Here is an 18,134-nt window from a genome sequence, read left to right on the forward strand (position 1 = left end):
CGCGAGATTGTGCGGCGAAATTTGCCGCACAATCATTTAGGTATTAGGCATAATCTGCAAAGAACTTGCCGATCGCATCTATTTCATTCGGCCGGATATCATGACCGCCCGGATGCCATTCCAACAGCGCATCGGCCTTCTGGGCCTCGAAATAGCGGAAGAGCGCTTCCGTCAGCGCAACCGGCGAGATCGGATCGCGCTGGCCTGCCGTAATCAGCACCCGTCGTTCCCGGAGATCGGGATTGGCGCGCGGGTGAAAGGGGATAAGCGGATGGAGCAGCGCCGCCGCATCGAACAGACCCTTTTCGATGAGCACATTCGCCAGAATGTTGGCGCCATTCGAAAAGCCCAGCCCGAGGATTTTGGAGGCGCCGTGCGCTACCGCCAGGTCCTGGACATAGCGCGCCATCTTTGCAGTCGCCCGCGCGAGGTCGTCCATGTCATAGACCCCCTCCCCCGTGCGCTTGAAGAACCGTGCCGCTCCGTATTCGGAGACATCGCCGCGCGGCGAAACGACCGTTGCGTCCGGCAGCAATCGGCTGCCGAAATCAAAGAACTGGTTCTCGTCCCCGCCTGTGCCATGAAGCACGAAGAGGATAGGTTTCCCCGGTGCGCCGGCACGCAGCCGGTGCACATAGTGATTGTCGGTCATCGTCCTGCCTCCGTCTAGGCTTCCAGCGGCTGCAGATGCTGCTCGAGGAGCGCGCGCAGATGGGCGTGCTGCTGCGGCAGCTTGAGCGCTTCGCCGAGGTGAGCCGTATCCTCATCGCGGTCGAAACCGGGTTCGTTGGTGGCAACCTCGAACAATACGCCGCCGGGCGTGCGGAAATAGATCGCCCAGAAATAATCGCGATCGATGACCGGTGTTACCTGATAGCCCGTATCCATCAGCGCCTTGCGCACTTCGAGCTGCTTTTCGCGGTTTTCAACGGCGAAGGCGACATGGTGGACGGAACCGGCACCCGGGAGCGCGCGGGCAATGTTCGGCATGGTTTCGAGATCGATGAGATGCGCACCGTTGCCGCCAGGAATGACGAGACGCTTGACGCCGTCATGCTCTTCCTGAACCTCATAGCCCATGAACTTCAGAAGTTCGGACGTGGCGCCATCATCCCTCAGCCGCAAGGCAACGGAATGGAAGCCCCGGATGGCGTGATCCTCGCTGACGCCGCCATGCGTCCAGGGAGCGCGGGCGTCGTCCCTGGTCTCGACGAGCGCGAAGCCGTCGCCATCCGGGCCGGCAAAATTCAGGCGCTTTTCGCCAAAGGATTCTTCCGTCTTCAGGCCGGCGACGTTGAGCTTGGCCAGGCGATCACTCCAGAAGCCGAGCGAGCCCTGCGGAACCGAGTAGACCGTGGTACCGACTTCGCCGGTGCCCGGACGCCCCTGCGGCATCTTCGGGAACGGGAAGTAGGTCATGATCGTGCCAGGGGAGCCGGTTTCGTCACCGTAATAGAGGTGATAGACGTCGGGAGCGTCGAAATTGACGGTCTTCTTGACGCGGCGCAGGCCAAGCGCATTGGTGAAGAACTGGTTGTTGGTCCGGGCGTCCTCCGCCATCGATGTGACGTGGTGCAGACCCTTGATCTGATCGAGCATTTGAGACCCCTTTCTGCCCGCATCCGGCGGGCTTTCGATAGGCCATAGATGGGCCTTTCGGGCCGGTTCTGATAGTCCGGCAAGTCGACACGCATTGTCTCCACTTTGTGAACGACCGCGCCGGAGCGTTCAAGGATTGGCGGGCAGTTGCCAATCGATGGGTTCACGTCCATGCGACTGCAGAAACGCATTCGCCTTAGAGAAATGTCGGGAGCCGAAAAAACCGTTATGGGCCGAAAGCGGCGACGGATGCGGCGCCTTCAGGACGAGATGACGCCTTGCGTCGACAAAAGCGGCCTTCTTCTGCGCGTAGGAACCCCAGAGCATGAAAACTGCCGCTTCGCACTCATCGTTCACCTTGCGGATAACGGCGTCGGTGAACCGTTCCCAGCCCTTGCCCTGGTGCGAGGCGGCCTGCGCCTCTTCCACCGTCAGCACGCTGTTGAGCAATAGCACGCCCTGCCTGGCCCAATGTTCCAGGAAGCCATGCCGCGCCGGCGGGATGCCGAGGTCCGTCTCCATTTCCTTGTAAATGTTGACGAGTGATGGTGGAATGCGCACGCCCGGCCGGACGCTGAAACACAAGCCATGTGCCTGCCCCACGCCGTGATAGGGGTCCTGCCCGAGGATCACGACCTTGACTTTCGCAAGCGGGGTCAGGTCGAGAGCGCGAAAATATTCGCTGCCCTTGGGGAAAATCCGGCGGCCGAGTTCCTTCTGCTCCAGCAGGAAGGTCTTGAGCTGCTGCATGTAGGGACTTGCGAACTCGCCGGCGAGAGCCGCCTTCCAGCTCGCTTCTAGAGTGACTGACGTCTCGCTCACGACGCAAACCTCCGGGATCAACACAGCTGATGTAGATCAGCCGTTCTAGCAAAAATGCCTGAACCCGCAATACGCAACTGTGACGGCAGATATTTCTATCTCGCAATGGCGAACAACTGTCATAAATCGGAAATTTATTAATATTAGCAAAATCTCTAGCAACAATACTGAAATGATGGCAATACTTCGCTTGTGCCGTCCGCCGGTTTAACTATGTCCTGATTTTTGCTGTTTACCCAAGCAAATCAGCACAGTAGAAACGGTTGTTCACAGCGAGAGGGTGTTTCGCATGAAGTTTGGGACAAGCGGCCTTCGTGGTCTGTCGGCGGATCTCAAAGGGCGCCCGTCGGCGCTCTATGCAACGGCTTTCGGCAGGCATTTGCTGCAGAGCAAGAAGGTGGATGCAGGCGATGTCGTTCTGATCGGGCGCGACTACCGCGATTCAAGCCCAGAGATTGCGGGCAATTGTGCCGGCGCACTGGCAAGCCTCGGCTTCAAGATTCTCGACTGCGGCACCGTCCCGACACCGGCTCTCGCGCTTTATGGCCTCGAAAGAAAGGCCGCTTGCCTGATGATAACGGGTTCGCACATTCCCGCGGACCGCAACGGCATCAAATTCTATCGTCCTGACGGTGAGATCGACAAGGCCGACGAAGCCGCCATTACCCGCCTGGCAGCCGAAATCGAGGCCTCGGGAGAAACAGTAAACTATGCGTCCACGGCCGCGGAGGATCATTCTGCACCGTGCCGTCAACTCTTCTTCGAGCGCAATAGCACCCTCTTGCCTGAGGCCGCCTTCGCCGGCATGAAGATCGGCGTCTATCAGCACAGCACGGTGGCACGCGACCTGATGGTCGATATTCTCGCCCACTATGGCGCCGAGGTTGTCGCCCTCGGTCGGTCCGAAACCTTTATTCCCGTCGATACCGAAGCCGTCTCCGAAGAGACGATTGCCCTTCTGAAAAGCTGGGCCTCGACGCATGGCCTCGACGCGATTGTTTCCACCGATGGCGATGGAGACCGCCCCCTGGTGGCCGACGAGACCGGAATACCGCTGCGCGGCGATCTTCTCGGGTTGATCGCGGCCAACTTCCTGGGCGCCGGCACTGTCGTGACGCCGGTGACGTCCAATTCCGGCATCGAGGCAGCCGGGCCATTCAGCGTCATTCGCACCCGCGTCGGCTCCCCTTTCGTGATTGCCGGCATGGAAGAAGCGGTTGCCGCCGGCAAGGATCTCGTTATGGGCTTCGAGGCGAATGGCGGATTGCTGACAGCAACGTCGTTCGACATCAATGGCCGCAGCATACGTGCCTTGCCGACACGTGATTGCTTCCTGCCGATGCTGGCAACACTCTCACTGGCAGCAATCCGCAAGACGCCGCTTTCGGCTGTTGCGGCTTCCTACAAGCTGCCCTTCGCAGCCGCAGACCGTCTCGAGAATTTCCCGGTCGAAACCAGCGCAGCCTTGATGGCCTACCTGCGCGCCTCCGACGCCAATCTCGCGGAATTCCTGCAACCCATCGGCACCATTGGTTCGAAAAGCGATATTGATGGCCTGCGCATCACGCTCCGCGATGGCCGCATCATCCATTTGCGCCCTTCCGGCAATGCACCGGAAATGCGCTGTTACGTTGAAGCTGAAAATGAGGCAGCCGCCTTGCAACTCCTGAATGCGGGATTGACCCGAATTAAGCACTGGGCAGAAGCCCGGTAAGCATGCGACAAATCTGGCCGTTCATTTCGAGGAAAAACACCCCATGACACAGAAAATCGTCCCCGTCATCATGGCCGGCGGCAAGGGCACGCGCCTGTGGCCGCTCTCGCGCGCAACCGCGCCGAAGCAATTCATTCAGTTCGTCGGGGACAAGACGCTGTTTCAGGAAACCCTGGCCCGCGTCGCCGACCCGGCGCTTTACGAGGCGCCCATCGTCGTAACGAACGAGGACTTTCGCTTCCTCGTTGCAGAACAGGCACGCGAACTCGAAATTCCGCTCACCGCCGTTCTGCTGGAGCCTGTTGCCCGCAACACCGCTGCCGCAGTGGCAGCGGCCGCAACCCTGGTTTCCGAAAAATTCGGCAAGGACGCCATCATGCAGATGCTGGCTTCCGACCACGAAATCGTTGCCGACGAAGCCTATTTCGACGCCATCAATACCGCGCGGAATGCCGCGGCCAAAGGTAAACTCGTGACCTTCGGCATCACGCCGACCGAGCCGGCCACCGGTTATGGCTACATAGAAATCGGCAAGCAGCTTTCAGGCGGCGCGCATGAGGTCAAGCGCTTCGTTGAAAAACCGGTTCGCGAAAAGGCCGAGGAAATGCTGGCAACCGGCGGTTTCTACTGGAATTCCGGTATATTCATGTTCCCGGTCGCCGAATTGCTTTCGGAAATGCAGGACTTTGCACCGGATGTTCTGAAGGCGGCCAGCAAGGCTGTTTCCAAAGCAACGCGTGATCTGGACTTCACGCGTCTCGATGCCGAACAATTCGCAAAAAGCCCGGATATCTCCATCGACTACGCAATCATGGAAAAAACTTCCAAGGCGGCGGTCGTTCCCTCGGCCTTCAAGTGGTCGGATCTGGGCAGCTGGGATGCCATATGGAAAACCGGCACCCAGGATGAAAACGGCAACATTGCCGCCGCCAACACGACTGTGGTCAATACCCGCAACTCCCTCGTCATGACCCATGGCGTACATCTCGCCGTACAGGGCATGGACAATGTTGCGGTGATTGCCAGCGAAGACGCCGTCTATGTCGGCCCGCTGACGGAAAGCCAGCAGGTGGGCAGCCTCGTCAAGCTGCTGGCCGGCCAGAAGAAGACATCGAAGCTGACGGAGACGCATCCGACCTCCTATCGCCCGTGGGGAGGTTACACCTCGATCTTCAATGGCGATCGTTTCCAGGTGAAGCGCATCTTCGTGACGCCCGGCAAGAAACTGTCGCTGCAGAAACACCATCACCGCTCCGAGCACTGGATCGTCGTAAAGGGAACGGCCGAAGTTACGATCGGCGACAATGTGCAGATGCTGCGTGAAAACGAGTCGGTCTACATCCCGCTCGGCGAGGTTCATCGTCTCGCAAATCCTGGCAAGATCCTGCTGGAACTCATCGAGGTTCAGACCGGTTCCTACCTCGGCGAAGACGATATCATTCGCATCGTCGACGAGTTCGGCCGAAGCTGAGCCTACGCTTTTTGGCAGTCTTGATCTTGAGTTTACGCCCCTGTAACACGAATAGCGGCCCGCCTCGACGGCGAGCCGCTGTTTTTGTCGAATGAGGTTATCCTATGCGCATTGTGATGATTGGCTCGGGCTATGTCGGTCTCGTCTCGGGCGCCTGCTTTGCGGACTTCGGCCACCACGTAACCTGTGTCGATAAATCAGAATCCAGAATCAATGCTCTCGAAGCGGGTGAAGTGCCCATCTTCGAACCCGGGCTCGAAGCTATCATTCAACAGAACCGCAGTGCCGGGCGTCTCGATTTCTCGAAGAACCTTGCGCCTTCCGTTGGGGAAGCGGATGTCGTCTTCATTGCCGTCGGTACACCCTCTCGGCGTGGAGATGGCCACGCAGATCTGACCTATGTCTACGCTGCAGCGCGCGAGATTGCCGCCGCCGTCAAGGGCTTCACGGTTGTCGTTACGAAATCCACTGTCCCTGTCGGCACAGGCGACGAAATCGAGCGCATCTTTCGCGAGGAATTCCGGGAAAAAGACGTCGTCGTCGTGTCCAATCCGGAGTTCCTGCGTGAAGGCGCGGCGATTGCCGATTTCAAGCGCCCCGATCGCATCGTCGTTGGCACGGAAGACCCACGCGCCATCGAGGTTATGCGGGAGGTCTATCGCCCACTTTATCTCAACGAAGCGCCGCTTTATTTCTGCGAGCGCCGCACGTCCGAGCTCATCAAATACGCTGCGAACGCCTTTCTCGCGATGAAAATCACTTTCATCAACGAGATCGCCGACCTGTCTGAAAAAATCGGCGCTGATGTTCAGAAGGTCGCAAAGGGTATCGGGATGGACAAGCGTATCGGCGACAAGTTCCTGCATGCAGGTCCAGGCTACGGAGGCTCATGCTTTCCGAAGGACACACTCGCCCTCGTCAAGACGGCGCAGGACTTCGACAGCCCGATCAGGCTTATCGAGACGACCGTTGCGATTAACGACAATCGCAAACGGGCCATGGGTCGTAAGGTCATTGCTGCTTGCGATGGCGATGTACGTGGCAAAACGATTGCCGTGCTTGGCCTGACTTTCAAGCCGAACACTGATGACATGCGCGACGCACCGTCTATCACCATCATCCAAGCCCTGCTCGATGGTGGGGCAACTGTGCGCGCATACGATCCGGAGGGCATGGACGCGGCAAGAGAAATGCTGGGACCCATCAGCTACGGCAATGACCCCTACGAAATTGCCGCTGGCGCCGATGCAATCGTCATCGTCACGGAATGGGACGAATTCCGCGCGCTGGATCTTAAGCGTCTAAAGACTATCATGAAGAGCCCGGTTATTGTCGATCTCAGAAACATCTATCCTGTAAGTGAAGTAACGAAACATGGATTTGGTTACTTTGCTATCGGCAGGAAACCCGAGAAAATCTGACAACTGGTAGCTGCTTCGTCGCATGAAATAGCCTCTACCCGGGCGTGATAGCGCGTCGCCGCCAATACTTACTCCCCGTGTGGTACTCGACGCTTCGTGGCAAAGTGTCTTCCCAATATCGATGATCGACACTGCCGCTGGTAAGCTTTGGCTGATAGCGCGTCTCATTTTCCCTCAATCTCGGAAAATGTTCCGTCTCTCCGCACCTCGACTAGGGGGCTGACATACGGGACAATGCTCAACGCGTGTGAGTAAGCCCCTGCCGTTGTCACAAAAATTTCGCGCCACTTTCAAGAAACTGTCTCCTCTTCCCGCTAATCGTCGCCGCAACGGAATGCAATTTTTTTTGCAGAGGAGAAAATCATGTCAGTTAAATTGCAGAACGCGCTTGCAGCCAGCGTTGTCGCCCTGATGTCCATGGTCGGTTCGGCGCATGCCGATACGACGGTGAAATTCTGGCACAGCTTCAGCAAATCCTCCGGCGACGCACTGAACAAGATCATCGCCAATTTCGAAGCGGCCAATCCCGGCATCCATATCGAAGGCGAGTTTGTCGGTGATTACAACGATATCGTCGCCAAGCTGCAGGCGGCCATTCCTGCCAAGCGTGCGCCCGACGCCGTCATCATGGAAGTCACCCGCTACGGCCTCTTTGCCGACCGCGGCGCACTGATCGACCTCACGCCCTATTTCAATGCCGATCCGCTGAAGGACGACCTTTACGACTACGCACGTGAAGTCGGCGTCTATAACGGCAAGAACTATATCGTGCCGTTCAATTCCTCCACGCCGGTCCTCTACTACAACAAGGACATCCTGGCGCGCGCCGGCTTCACGACGGAACCGTCGCTGAAGACTTTCGCAGATATTCTTGCTGTTTCGAAGACAATCACCGAAAAGCTCGGCTCGGAAGGCATCACCGGGATCGCGGCCCCCGGCCAGTTCGCCCGCTGGGGTCTCGTCATGTCCAATGACAGCGAGCTGATCGATTCCAAGACCAACGATATCCTGCTCGACTCGCCGAACACGATCGAGGCCTATCAGTGGATGGCGTCGCTCGTTCACGACCAGAAGGTTGCCTCCCCCGACGGCGTTACCGATGAGGATGTCGGCCGCGACGCTTTCTATGCCGGCAAGGTCGGCATCTCGCTCAACTCGACGGGCGATTACGGCGGCGCCAAGAAGGCGCTCGGTGACAAGCTCGAAGTCCGTCCGATGCCCTGTAACAAGGTCTGCTCGGTTCCGATCGGCGGCGCTGGTATCGGCATTCTCTCGACGTCACCGAAGGACGTCCAGGATGCCGCCTACAAGTTCATCAGCTACGCGGCCTCGCCGGAAGCCAATGCGATCTGGTTTGCCGCAACCGGCTATCTGCCGATCAACAAGAAGAGCGCTGCCCAGCCGGTCGCCGCTGAAGCGCTTGCCAAGAAGCAGGGTATCGACGTTGCCATCAAGCAGCTCGATTTCGCCCATGGCCGTGCCCGTCCGCCCGTCGTCACCTGGATGCGCACGACCGAGTACAAGATGTGGGAAGCCATGGCTCTCGGCCAGCGCGACGTCACGGAAACGATGAAGGACTTCGCCGCGCAGACGCGCGAGGAAGCCAAGCGTTCCAGCAACTGAACCTCTCCCTTCAGCGGGACGGCGGGCCTTAACCGGCCCGTCGGCTCAACCGTTTCGGTCCCATGCTGCGCAAACTCACACCCTATCTTCTCGTTGCACCGCTGATGATCTTCATCACGGTCTTCACCTATATTCCGGTCGTTACCAGCGTGAACCTCAGCTTCCGGCACTGGGACTTCCTGTCGCCGACCATGCCATTCGTCGGTTTCGACAATTACCGGCTGTTGCTGAATTCCCGCGATTTCTGGAACTCGCTGCAGGTCACGGCCGTCTTTGCGCTGATCTCAGTACCGATCCGGCTGGCGCTGGCGCTCGCCGTCGCAAGTTATCTGGTCCGCGAAACCTTGCCTTCGCGGCTGCTGCGCGGCGCGCTGTTTCTTCCCTCCGTCACCTCCACCGTCTCGATCGCCGTCGTCTTCTCCTGGGTCTTCGCCACCGATTACGGCATGGTCAATGCGGCGTTGACCTCGCTTCGTCTCAGCAAGGTGCAATGGCTGCAAGATCCGCAGCTTGCCCTCTGGGTGTTGATTGTCGTCAATACGTGGAAGCAGCTCGGCTACGATATCGTCATCTATATTGCCGGCCTGCAGGCCGTGCCGCAGGAACTCTACGATGCCGCCGCCGTCGATGGCGGCCGGCGTTTCCATGTGTTCCGCCGGGTCACCGTGCCGCTCGTCATGCCGACCACCTATTTCCTGCTCGTGATCTCCGTCATCGAAGCCTTCCAGGTGTTCACCATCGTCAACATCATGACCCATGGCGGGCCTGCAGGCGCGACCGACATGCTGGTCAACCTGCTCTATCGTGTCGGTTTTACCCTTTTCGATATCGGCAGAGGCTCGGCGCTCGCCGTCCTGCTCTTCATCTTCCTGATCGTACTGGCGCTGGTCAAATCCTTCGTCATCGGCCGGAGGGTCCACTATGAAGCTTGAAAACCCCGTCGTGACCGGGCTTGCGCTTGCCGCCGGCCTGATCTTCCTTTCGCCGGTGCTCTATTCCATCTGGATGTCCTTCGAGACGGCGCAGTCCTATTATACCGGCAGATACGAATTCACGCTGGACAACTACGTCCGTGCTGTCGCCGAATACAATTTCGCCCGCTATCTTCTCAACAGCATCATCGTGTCCGGTCTCGTCACGCTGCTCGGTATCACCGTTGCGACCATGGCCGCATTCGCTTTCGCGCGCTACCGGTTTTGGGGCGGCAACCTGCTTTTCGGCGCCACTGTCGCCACGCTGATGATCCCCAGCCATATCAGCCTGATCCCAAATTATCTGACGCTTGCCAAGGCTGGCTTGCTCGACACCTATGCCGGCCTCATCCTGCCCGCGATATCGAACGGCTTTGCCGCGTTTTTCCTGCGTCAATATATCAAGGGCATTCCAAAGGCACTGGACGAGGCTGCCTATATGGACGGCGCGACACCGCTGCAGGTGCTCTGGCGGGTGATCGTGCCGATCGCAAGACCCGCCATCTTCTCGATGGGTCTCTACATCTTCATCACGGAATGGAACAACTACATCTGGCCGCTTGTCGCCGTCGGCAAGGAAGACCTCTACACACTGCAGATCGGCCTTGCCCGCCTCTATCGCATAAACCCCGGCGAAGGCCTCGTCGATTGGCCGCTCGTCATGGCAGCCTGCACTCTCAGCATGTTGCCCGTGCTGCTCGGATTCCTGCTCGTCGAACGCCATCTCGTGCGCGGCATCACCCTTGGCGCGGTCAAATAAATCATGAAGAAGGACAGATATAGAATGACACGCATCGCTTCGCACCGCGGCGGCACTCTGGAATATGGCGACAGCACGCCGCAAGGTTTTGCTGCAACGGCAAATATGCCCCTCGAAGAAGTGGAATTCGACGTCCATCCGACAGCTGACGGCGCGATCATTGTCCATCACGACGCAACACTTGACGGCACGACGGACCGCAGCGGCGCGATCGCCGCCATGAGCGAGGCGGAGGTTCGCGCCGCCGTCATCAACTACGGTGCCGGCGCGCATCCGATCTCGCTGACCGAACTCTGTGCGATCTATGCCGATAGCGCGGTCGATTTTCGATGCGAGATCAAGCCGGGGGTCGACGGCCGGCCCTACGAAAATTTCGTGCCACGCGTCGTCGAGACCCTCGCCCGCCACGGCATGCTCGAAAGGACGACCTTTTCCTCTTTTCTGGTGGAATCGCAAAACGCGCTTTCGGCCGCCACCAGCCGGCCGAGACTCTGGCTCGTCAGCCCGCCCGTATTGCGCCAGCTCGGACCTGCTGCCGTGATCGAGCTCGCAAAGTCCCGCGGCATCCCGGAAATTGGCGTGCATGTGGATACGGCGGATTCCGTGTTGATGGCTGAGGTCGAAGCCGCCGGGCTCGATTTCGGCTGCTGGGCCGCGCATTCGGCCCGGCAGATCGAAAAGCTGCTGGCGCTCGGCGTAAAGGTCTTCACGACGGACCGGCCCAGTCTCGCCATCGCCATTCGCAACCGTTTCCGGGCTGAGGCAGAACTATGAGCGGGATCACTCTTCGGGACATCAGAAAATCCTATCCCGGCGGGCCGGAAGTCCTGCACGGCGTCTCCATGGATATCAGGTCAGGTGAATTCGTTGTCATCGTCGGCCCGTCCGGCTGCGGCAAGTCCACCCTGTTGCGCCTCGTTGCAGGGCTTGAGCGCTGCGAAGAGGGCGATATCGAAATCGGTGGACGACGCGCCAACGATCTCGCTCCGCAGGACCGCGACATCGCCATGATCTTCCAGAACTACGCGCTCTACCCGCACATGACGGTGCGCCAGAATATCGCCTTCGGCCTGGAACTGCGGGGCATGCCGAAAGCCGAGCGCAATGCACGCGCCGAAAGCGTTGCCGCGACGCTGCAACTCGAGGCCTATCTCGATCGCAAGCCGGGTGCGCTTTCCGGCGGCCAGCGTCAGCGCGTGGCGATGGGTCGCGCAATGGCACGCAACAGTTCCATCTTCCTGATGGACGAGCCACTATCGAACCTCGACAATGCGCTGCGCGTTGCCATGCGCACCGAGATCAAGGAGTTGCATCGCCAGCTTGGCGCCACCATCGTCTATGTCACGCATGACCAGACCGAGGCGCTCTCGCTGGCCGACAGGATTGCGGTAATGAAGGACGGCGATCTCCTCCAGTTCGACACGCCCGAAGCCATCTACGACGCGCCGCAGAACCGCTTCGTCGCGGGCTTTCTGGGCGTTCCGGCAATGAATTTCCTGCCTGTCGAACATATCCCCGGCTGGCAGGGCCGGAACGGGCTGACGGCGGGACTGAGGCCCGAGTCCATGGCAATCAGCGCCGCCGAGCCGCACGAGCCTGCCCTGCCCGCCCGGCTCATGCTGTCGGAGATGACGGGTTCTGATATTATTCTGCATTGTGACAGTCCGGCTGGACGCATCACGCTGACCAGCCCGCGCAAGGACGTGCCGCGGCATGCGGACAACTTCTGGGTCATATGCGACCTTGACCGCGCCGTGTTTTTCGATAACCAGAGCGGGAAGCGCGTCGATCTTTCATCCGGGGTTCGTGATATCTAGACGCCCCTGGCCGCGGTTGAAGAAAAGTGCCCCGCAAGAAGTGACGCGATGGAAAGACAGAACGAAATTCCGCAACTTCTCGGCGATCTCATCAGTCGCAATTCGACCAAGCTCACGGAGGCCGATACTCGCCTTCTCGACGTGATGATGCAGGACCCGATCCGCGCGGCGATGGAAAACGGCAAGGCCGTCTCCTTTCGTGCCGGAGTGCACCCCGCCTCAGCCGTACGGTTGGCGCGCCGACTCGGCTTCAAGGGCTATCCTGAATTCCGGACATTCCTGCAGGCGAACCTCATCGAAGGCGGCGGCGACTTTGAAAGCCCCGCTGCCCGCATGGCCGCCCGGCTCGTCCGAGCGGAAGATGGCGGCGTGCTTTCCTCCGTCCTCGACAGCGAGATAGCCGCCCTCCAGCAGGTGCGAAACGCCGTTGCCGACGCCGATATCAGAGGCTTTTCGGAGATCCTTCGTGATTGCCGGCGGGTCTTCGTCTTCGGGCGCGGCCACTCTGCCGCGCTCGCCTCGCTGATCGCGCTGAGGCTCAGCCGCTCAGGCTATCCGGCCGTCGATCTCGCGAGCCAGATGCATCTGATCGCCGAGGCGCTGGCAACTCTGGGGCAGGGCGACGTCGTCTGGCTGCTTGCCTTCCGCAAAGCCTCGCCGCTCATTCATCAGATCAGGGAGATCGCCGCCGAAAGGGGCGCAAAAACGCTGGCGCTGACCGATCTTCTCAGCGCCCGCATCGACCCCGCGCCCGACCGGCAGATCTCGGTCTCCCGCGGGGAAGCGGGCGAATCGCAGTCGCTCGTCGTTCCCATGACGATCGCCAACGCCGTCATTCTCGACCTTGCCGCGATCGACGATGGACGCTCGCTACGCGCCCTCAGTGCTTTCAAGGCTTTCCGCGCGGATTGCGGCCTGTCCCCGGTGATCCTGTAACGGCAAAACCGCCCTCCACGATCGTTCAAAGACCAGGAGCCTCATCCGAGAGACATTCAGCCTCCCGGAGAGATCTATTCGGACTTCAGGCCGCCCGGGCGGCCTTGGCGGGGATCTCCACGTCGATTTCGAGAATCGAGACGTTCTCGCCGCGATCGATCCTTATCTGCAGGCGATCGCCTTCGATTTCGACATGCTTGGCGATAACCGCAAGAATCTCCTCCCTGAGAAGAGACACGAGATCCGAGCCGGGGGACATGCGTTCGTGCGCCAGGAGCACTTGCAGGCGCTCGCGCGCGATCGGCGCAGTTTTTTTCTTCTGGAAGAAATCGAACACGCTCATGCTGCCCTCCGTCCGAAGATCTTGTCGAACAGGCCGCGCTTTTCGCCGGGGATCGTGACCGGGAGAACCTCGCCGTTGAGGCGTCGAACCGCTTCGAAATAGGCCTTTGCCGGGGCACTGTTCTGATCTGCAAGCGTGACCGGGGCGCCGAGATTGGAAGCACGCAGCACATCCATGCTTTCCGGAATGATGCCAAGCAGCGGGATCGACAGGATCTCCAGCACGTCATCCACCTTCAGCATGTCGCCACGCTCAGCGCGGGTAACGTCGTAGCGGGTGAGAAGCAGGTGCTTTTCAATGCGCTCGCCTCGTTCCGCCTTTTCCGTCTTGGCATCCAGAAGACCGATGATGCGGTCGGAATCGCGTACCGAGGAGACTTCCGGGTTGGTCACGACGACGGCGATGTCGGCATGCCGCATCGCCAGCGTTGCGCCGCGCTCGATGCCCGCAGGACTGTCGCAAATGACCCAGTCGAAGTGCTTCTTGAGTTCGTTGATGACGCGCTCGACACCTTCAGCCGTGAGGCAATCCTTGTCGCGCGTCTGGGATGCCGGTAGGAGGAACAACGTCTCCAGCCGCTTGTCGCGGATCAGCGCCTGGGTCAGCTTCGCATCACCCTGAATGACATTGATCATGTCATAGACGACCCTTCGCTCCGCGCCCATGACGAGATCGAGGTTGCGGAGGCCGACGTCGAAATCGACGACGACAACCTTCTCGTTCCTTTGCGCCAGCGCCGCCCCCAATGCCGCAGTCGAGGTTGTCTTGCCAACGCCACCTTTACCCGAGGTTACAACAATGACCTTTCCCATATCCCTCTCCTGTTTAAACCATTCACCCTGTTAAATCAGTCGCGACGCCATGATCGCATCGTTCTCGAGCCATAATTGCGCGGGTTGGCCACGCAGTTCCGCCGGCAGATCGTCGGCGGTCTTGTATATCCCGTCGATAGCCAGAAGCTCAGCTTCGAGCTTGCGGCAGAAAATTCGCGCTGCCGAATTACCGACCGATCCAGCAAGCGCCCGTCCACGAAGCGCGCCGTAGACGTGGATCGAACCACCCGCGATAACTTCGGCACCCGAAGCGATGGATCCGATGACCGTTACGTCCCCTTCCGGGAAAACGATGGACTGGCCCGAGCGCACCGGTTCCTGCAGCACGAGCGAGGACGGAGCCGCACGAACAACCGGCGCAACGACTTCCCGCACGTCGGCTGGCTGCGCCTTGTTCGGCCTTTGTACTTCGGCCTGCGCGCCAGCTGCGGGCATCTCAACGTCAGCAGCCGGTCGCCCGCCAACCATGCCCGGCGGCATGCTAGCATCGAGCTGCGATGGTCGCGCGCCTTCAATACCCATCACCCTGACGCCGCGCTCGCCGAGAGCTGCAACCATTCCCTTGAGGGCGGCACGATCCAGCGCGAGTTCACTGACATCCAGAACAACCGGCCTTCCGAGGAAAAAGCCAGCCGACCGCGCAGCAAGGTCGTCGAGACGTACAAGCCAATCGTCGAACGGCAGATCGGGCGTGAGTACGACCGCAAGAAACGATCGACCCTTGATGCGAATGGAGCGTGCGTCGGTTAACACGTTAGTAAACTTGGTTAATTTCGGTTTAAAAGCTTTAGCTGCTTCATGGTTAACAAATCGTTAACGCGGCGTTGGCGGAGCCAAAAATGTGGCCCTGAAACGGTCGTGCGCGCCCACGCAACTTCGCACGTCTTGCGAGTTATGTTTCTGCCCTTTGCTCAAGAAATCAGGGGCTTCTTCTGATTTCAAGGGCGGCAGAAACGCGAAGCCGTTGCTCGAATGAGAGCCGTGCTCTTGCTAAAATCGTATGTTCGCTCGCAGAGTACCGCTGCCGGTGTGACAGACTCACAATACGGACATGCGGAGCACGGATGACAAGCTTTCTCATCACAGGACCGGAAACGGCAAGCTTCACGATCCTCCTGGCGCATGGCGCAGGCGGGGCGATGGATTCGGCATCGATGAGCGATTTGTCGAAGGCGCTCGCCGACGGCGGCTTCAGGGTGGCGCGCTTCGAGTTTGCCTATATGGCGCAGCGTCGCCTGAGCGGAGCGGTCAAGCCTCCGCCACGCGCCGACCAACTCCTTGACGAATACCGTGTCGCGATCGGCGGATTGGGCGCCGGTAACCTGATCATCGGCGGCAAGTCGATGGGCGGCCGTGTGGCGAGCATGATCGCAGACGAGACTTTTGCGGCGAAGAAAATCCGGGGCCTGCTTTGCCTCGGATATCCGTTTCACCCGCCCGGCAAGCCGGAACAGCTTCGCACGGCACATCTCCAAGACCTGCGCACGCCCACACTGATCTGCCAGGGAACACGCGATCCGTTCGGATCAAGGCAAGAGGTCGAGTCCTATACGCTCTCCGATCAGATCGAGCTCCTGTGGCTTGAAGATGGCGACCATGATATCAAGCCGCGAAAGAAGATCTCGGGATATTCCGTTGCCGACCATATGCGGCAATTGTCGGAATATACGACGGCATGGGCAGAGAGGTTGTGACGAACGGATCAGCGCTCGCCACACGCGATAATGCTGTTCATATCAACCGTTTACTCGATATTTGAGCTTATTCAGTAAACACTTTTAAAAGGTTTGCTTGATCGAATGGCGCCTTCGCGCATCGACGCGGAAATCAGTTCCTGAACAAAGCGGCTCTCAGTTGAACACGCTTTGTCATCCGGCGGGAAATCAGTCATGGGCGCGATCGAAGGCAGGAAGATTGACCGTAATCTTTCCATCTATCTTGATCTGTTGCGGTTGGGCGCCGCCGTTGTCGTCTTTCTATCCCATGCGCATGTCTTCCTGCTCCCCTCCATCAAGATCGGGCCCCTGGGCTGGGGACGCGAAGCCGTCGCCGTCTTCTTCGTTCTTTCGGGATTCGTCATCAGCTATGTCGGCCGGGTGAGCGAAAGGGAATGGCGCATATATCTCGTCGCCCGCCTCGCCCGGATCATGCCTGTCGCCCTGCTGGCGATTGCGGTGATCTTCGCGGCCGACAGTATCGGGATGCGCGCAAACGCGTTTTATTATGATTTCATCAACACCGGATTTTTCACTCCGGTATCGGTCGAAGCCGCGCTGGCCTATATCACCTTCACCAATCAGTTGTGGTTTGCACATGCGGTTTTTGGCAGCGGCGAACCATACTGGTCGCTGGGCTTCGAGGTTCAGTATTACCTGTTTTTCGGGCTGTTCGCCTTTTCGCCGCGGCGCGCGAAAATACCGCTACTGTGCCTCTGGGCTGCGGTCGCCGGCCCGAAGATCCTGATGTATATGCCGCTGTGGCTCATGGGATGGCTGACGATGAAATGCGTCATCGAACGCCCGCCGTTCGAGCGCCGCATCTCCATTGCCATGATCATCGCTTCACTTGTGCTGTTCTTCAGCCTGAAACTCTTTTTCGACCGGGCGGCGACAAACATGTACGAAACCTGGTCGGCGTCGCAGGAAGCGATCAATTTCGTATATTTCAATCTCATCGGCGTTGCGGTCGCCCTTCACCTCATTGGTGCGGCGTCGCTGCTATATCGGGCACGGCCGCTGTTCGAAAAGACAGGCCCGGCGATCAGATGGATGGCAGGTGGAAGTTTCACACTCTATCTTGTCCACCAGCCTCTGATCCTGATGTTTGCGTCCTTCCTGCATCCGGTGGAGGAGCATGTCCCGATGGCGGCAGCCCTGCTGGTTGCCTGCTTCACACTTTGCTTCCTGCTGGCCGAAGTTGCCGAACGCCGAAAGAAGCTCTTCGCCAAACTTATCGTAAGCCTGCTGCCGGCGCTGTCGCGAACGGGCCAGACAGTGCCTGCCAACATTGCTGCTGACGGTGCCCCCTCAGACGATACGGCGCCGGCGACCGCGCAACTCATTCGGGTTCTCGAGGAGATGCAGAACGCTCTCGATGGGGAGAAAAAAGCCGATGGCAGCCATGAGGCGCCGCGGGACCGCGTATCGCGCGCTTGAATGACCGGATCTCCGACAGCTCGTCGGATCGGGCTGATCGAGCGCTCGCGCACTCGTTTTCCGATCTTCCGCCTCAGTGAACGCTCGGGAGCTTGACGGCCGAGGCAAAATCCTCCGCCACCAGTTCGCTGATTGCGATCAATGTTTCCTCGATCGTAAAACCGAAGGCGACAGCCGCATCGATCAGATCCTGCAGATCCGGTCCGATAGCCTCCCGGCAATCGTCGAGCCGATCATCGGAAACGGTCAGGCTACGCAATTCTTCCATGATGTCCCTTTCCAGAATAGAGGGCCAGAATAAGGAACCGCCGGCAGATTGCGGCGACGCCTCGCTTATCAGCGCGCGGACCCGCGGCGTCTTGCGACCGGCAGAAGCCCCTCGCGCTGCATTTTCTTGCGGGCAGCCTTGCGCTGCCGGGAAATAGCCTGGGCTTTTTCGCGGACACGCCGCTCGGAGGGCTTCTCATACGACCGGCGCTCCTTCATTTCGCGAAACAGCCCTTCGCGCTGCATCTTCTTCTTCAGTACACGAAGCGCCTGTTCAACGTTGTTGCCTCTGACGACGACCTGCATGTTGTCTCCTTTCGGATGATGGTGCCGAGCCCGCTCGCCTGGCAATCCAGCGGCATTCGCTCTGCGTGAAATAGCCTTGGATGCGACAATCAGAGG

19 protein-coding genes are annotated in these 18,134 nt (G+C 59.3%); 11 read left to right on the forward strand and 8 right to left on the reverse strand.

Features of this window, described 5'->3' with window-relative positions:
* Positions 1-43 precede the first annotated feature (43 nt).
* The 3 genes from ACU8HS_RS22065 to ung form a co-directional block, all read right to left on the reverse strand.
* Positions 44-652: an alpha/beta hydrolase gene (locus ACU8HS_RS22065; protein WP_112572975.1), complete on the reverse strand. Its 609-nt coding sequence runs from the start codon at positions 650-652 to the stop codon at positions 44-46.
* 14 nt (positions 653-666) lie between these two features.
* Positions 667-1,599 (reverse strand): VOC family protein, encoded by a 933-nt coding sequence (locus ACU8HS_RS22070; RefSeq protein WP_112755457.1) that lies wholly within the window; start codon positions 1,597-1,599, stop codon positions 667-669.
* Positions 1,600-1,728: 129 nt separating this feature from the next.
* Entirely contained in the window at positions 1,729-2,421 is a 693-nt protein-coding gene (gene ung, locus ACU8HS_RS22075; RefSeq protein WP_112572971.1) for a uracil-DNA glycosylase, read from the reverse strand.
* Between the two features lie 289 nt (positions 2,422-2,710).
* Between ung and ACU8HS_RS22080 the strand changes: the two genes are divergently transcribed.
* The 9 genes from ACU8HS_RS22080 (at position 2,711) to ACU8HS_RS22120 (ending at position 13,134) form a co-directional block, all read left to right on the forward strand.
* Entirely contained in the window at positions 2,711-4,135 is a 1,425-nt protein-coding gene (locus ACU8HS_RS22080; protein WP_447016198.1) for a phosphomannomutase, read from the forward strand.
* Between the two features lie 43 nt (positions 4,136-4,178).
* Positions 4,179-5,606: a mannose-1-phosphate guanylyltransferase/mannose-6-phosphate isomerase gene (locus tag ACU8HS_RS22085; protein ID WP_447016199.1), complete on the forward strand. Its 1,428-nt coding sequence runs from the start codon at positions 4,179-4,181 to the stop codon at positions 5,604-5,606.
* Between the two features lie 104 nt (positions 5,607-5,710).
* Positions 5,711-7,027 carry a UDP-glucose dehydrogenase family protein gene (locus tag ACU8HS_RS22090; RefSeq protein ID WP_112572965.1) on the forward strand — a complete coding sequence of 439 codons (1,317 nt, stop codon included), beginning with the start codon at positions 5,711-5,713 and terminating at the stop codon, positions 7,025-7,027.
* Positions 7,028-7,390: 363 nt separating this feature from the next.
* Positions 7,391-8,650: an ABC transporter substrate-binding protein gene (locus ACU8HS_RS22095; protein WP_113413838.1), complete on the forward strand. Its 1,260-nt coding sequence runs from the start codon at positions 7,391-7,393 to the stop codon at positions 8,648-8,650.
* Between the two features lie 62 nt (positions 8,651-8,712).
* Positions 8,713-9,582, forward strand: coding sequence for a carbohydrate ABC transporter permease (locus ACU8HS_RS22100; protein ID WP_113413837.1), 870 nt, complete (start codon positions 8,713-8,715; stop codon positions 9,580-9,582).
* A complete protein-coding gene (locus ACU8HS_RS22105) occupies positions 9,572-10,381 on the forward strand; it encodes a carbohydrate ABC transporter permease (protein ID WP_112755501.1) in 810 nt (269 codons plus the stop codon). The genes ACU8HS_RS22100 and ACU8HS_RS22105 overlap by 11 nt, the downstream gene beginning before the upstream one ends.
* A gap of 24 nt (positions 10,382-10,405) precedes the next feature.
* Positions 10,406-11,155 carry a glycerophosphodiester phosphodiesterase family protein gene (locus tag ACU8HS_RS22110; RefSeq protein WP_112703543.1) on the forward strand — a complete coding sequence of 250 codons (750 nt, stop codon included), beginning with the start codon at positions 10,406-10,408 and terminating at the stop codon, positions 11,153-11,155.
* Positions 11,152-12,198, forward strand: coding sequence for an ATP-binding cassette domain-containing protein (locus ACU8HS_RS22115; RefSeq protein ID WP_113413836.1), 1,047 nt, complete (start codon positions 11,152-11,154; stop codon positions 12,196-12,198). Before ACU8HS_RS22110 ends, ACU8HS_RS22115 begins: the two co-directional genes overlap by 4 nt.
* A 48-nt stretch (positions 12,199-12,246) precedes the next feature.
* The gene (locus ACU8HS_RS22120) at positions 12,247-13,134 is read left to right on the forward strand and encodes a MurR/RpiR family transcriptional regulator (protein WP_113413835.1); all 888 of its coding nucleotides are present in this window, start codon (positions 12,247-12,249) and stop codon (positions 13,132-13,134) included.
* 85 nt (positions 13,135-13,219) lie between these two features.
* Here the strand turns inward: ACU8HS_RS22120 and minE are convergent, their stop codons facing one another.
* From minE to minC, 3 genes are read right to left on the reverse strand one after another with little or no spacing between them, the layout of a single operon-like run.
* A complete protein-coding gene (gene minE, locus ACU8HS_RS22125) occupies positions 13,220-13,477 on the reverse strand; it encodes a cell division topological specificity factor MinE (protein ID WP_112572949.1) in 258 nt (85 codons plus the stop codon).
* Positions 13,474-14,289: a septum site-determining protein MinD gene (gene minD / locus ACU8HS_RS22130; protein WP_112572947.1), complete on the reverse strand. Its 816-nt coding sequence runs from the start codon at positions 14,287-14,289 to the stop codon at positions 13,474-13,476. Before minD ends, minE begins: the two co-directional genes overlap by 4 nt.
* Before the next feature lie 30 nt (positions 14,290-14,319).
* Positions 14,320-15,063: a septum site-determining protein MinC gene (gene minC, locus ACU8HS_RS22135; RefSeq protein WP_112703540.1), complete on the reverse strand. Its 744-nt coding sequence runs from the start codon at positions 15,061-15,063 to the stop codon at positions 14,320-14,322.
* Between the two features lie 311 nt (positions 15,064-15,374).
* Here minC and ACU8HS_RS22140 point away from each other — a divergent pair, with 311 nt between their 5' ends.
* Together ACU8HS_RS22140 and ACU8HS_RS22145 are read left to right on the forward strand one after the other, a co-directional pair.
* Positions 15,375-16,004: an alpha/beta hydrolase family protein gene (locus ACU8HS_RS22140; RefSeq protein ID WP_447016200.1), complete on the forward strand. Its 630-nt coding sequence runs from the start codon at positions 15,375-15,377 to the stop codon at positions 16,002-16,004.
* A 195-nt stretch (positions 16,005-16,199) separates the two neighbouring features.
* Positions 16,200-17,465, forward strand: coding sequence for an acyltransferase family protein (locus ACU8HS_RS22145; protein ID WP_113413833.1), 1,266 nt, complete (start codon positions 16,200-16,202; stop codon positions 17,463-17,465).
* A 73-nt stretch (positions 17,466-17,538) separates the two neighbouring features.
* On the opposite strand, the gene ACU8HS_RS22150 is transcribed toward ACU8HS_RS22145, so the two are convergent.
* Both ACU8HS_RS22150 and rpsU read right to left on the reverse strand, forming a co-directional pair.
* Positions 17,539-17,733 (reverse strand): hypothetical protein, encoded by a 195-nt coding sequence (locus ACU8HS_RS22150; protein ID WP_447016201.1) that lies wholly within the window; start codon positions 17,731-17,733, stop codon positions 17,539-17,541.
* Between the two features lie 68 nt (positions 17,734-17,801).
* On the reverse strand, positions 17,802-18,038 hold the full coding sequence (rpsU, locus tag ACU8HS_RS22155; RefSeq protein WP_113413832.1) for a 30S ribosomal protein S21: 237 nt from the start codon (positions 18,036-18,038) through the stop codon (positions 17,802-17,804).
* Between the last annotated feature and the right edge of the window lie 96 nt (positions 18,039-18,134).

It is taken from the genome of Rhizobium sp. KDH_Rht_773_N (genome assembly GCF_052946295.1).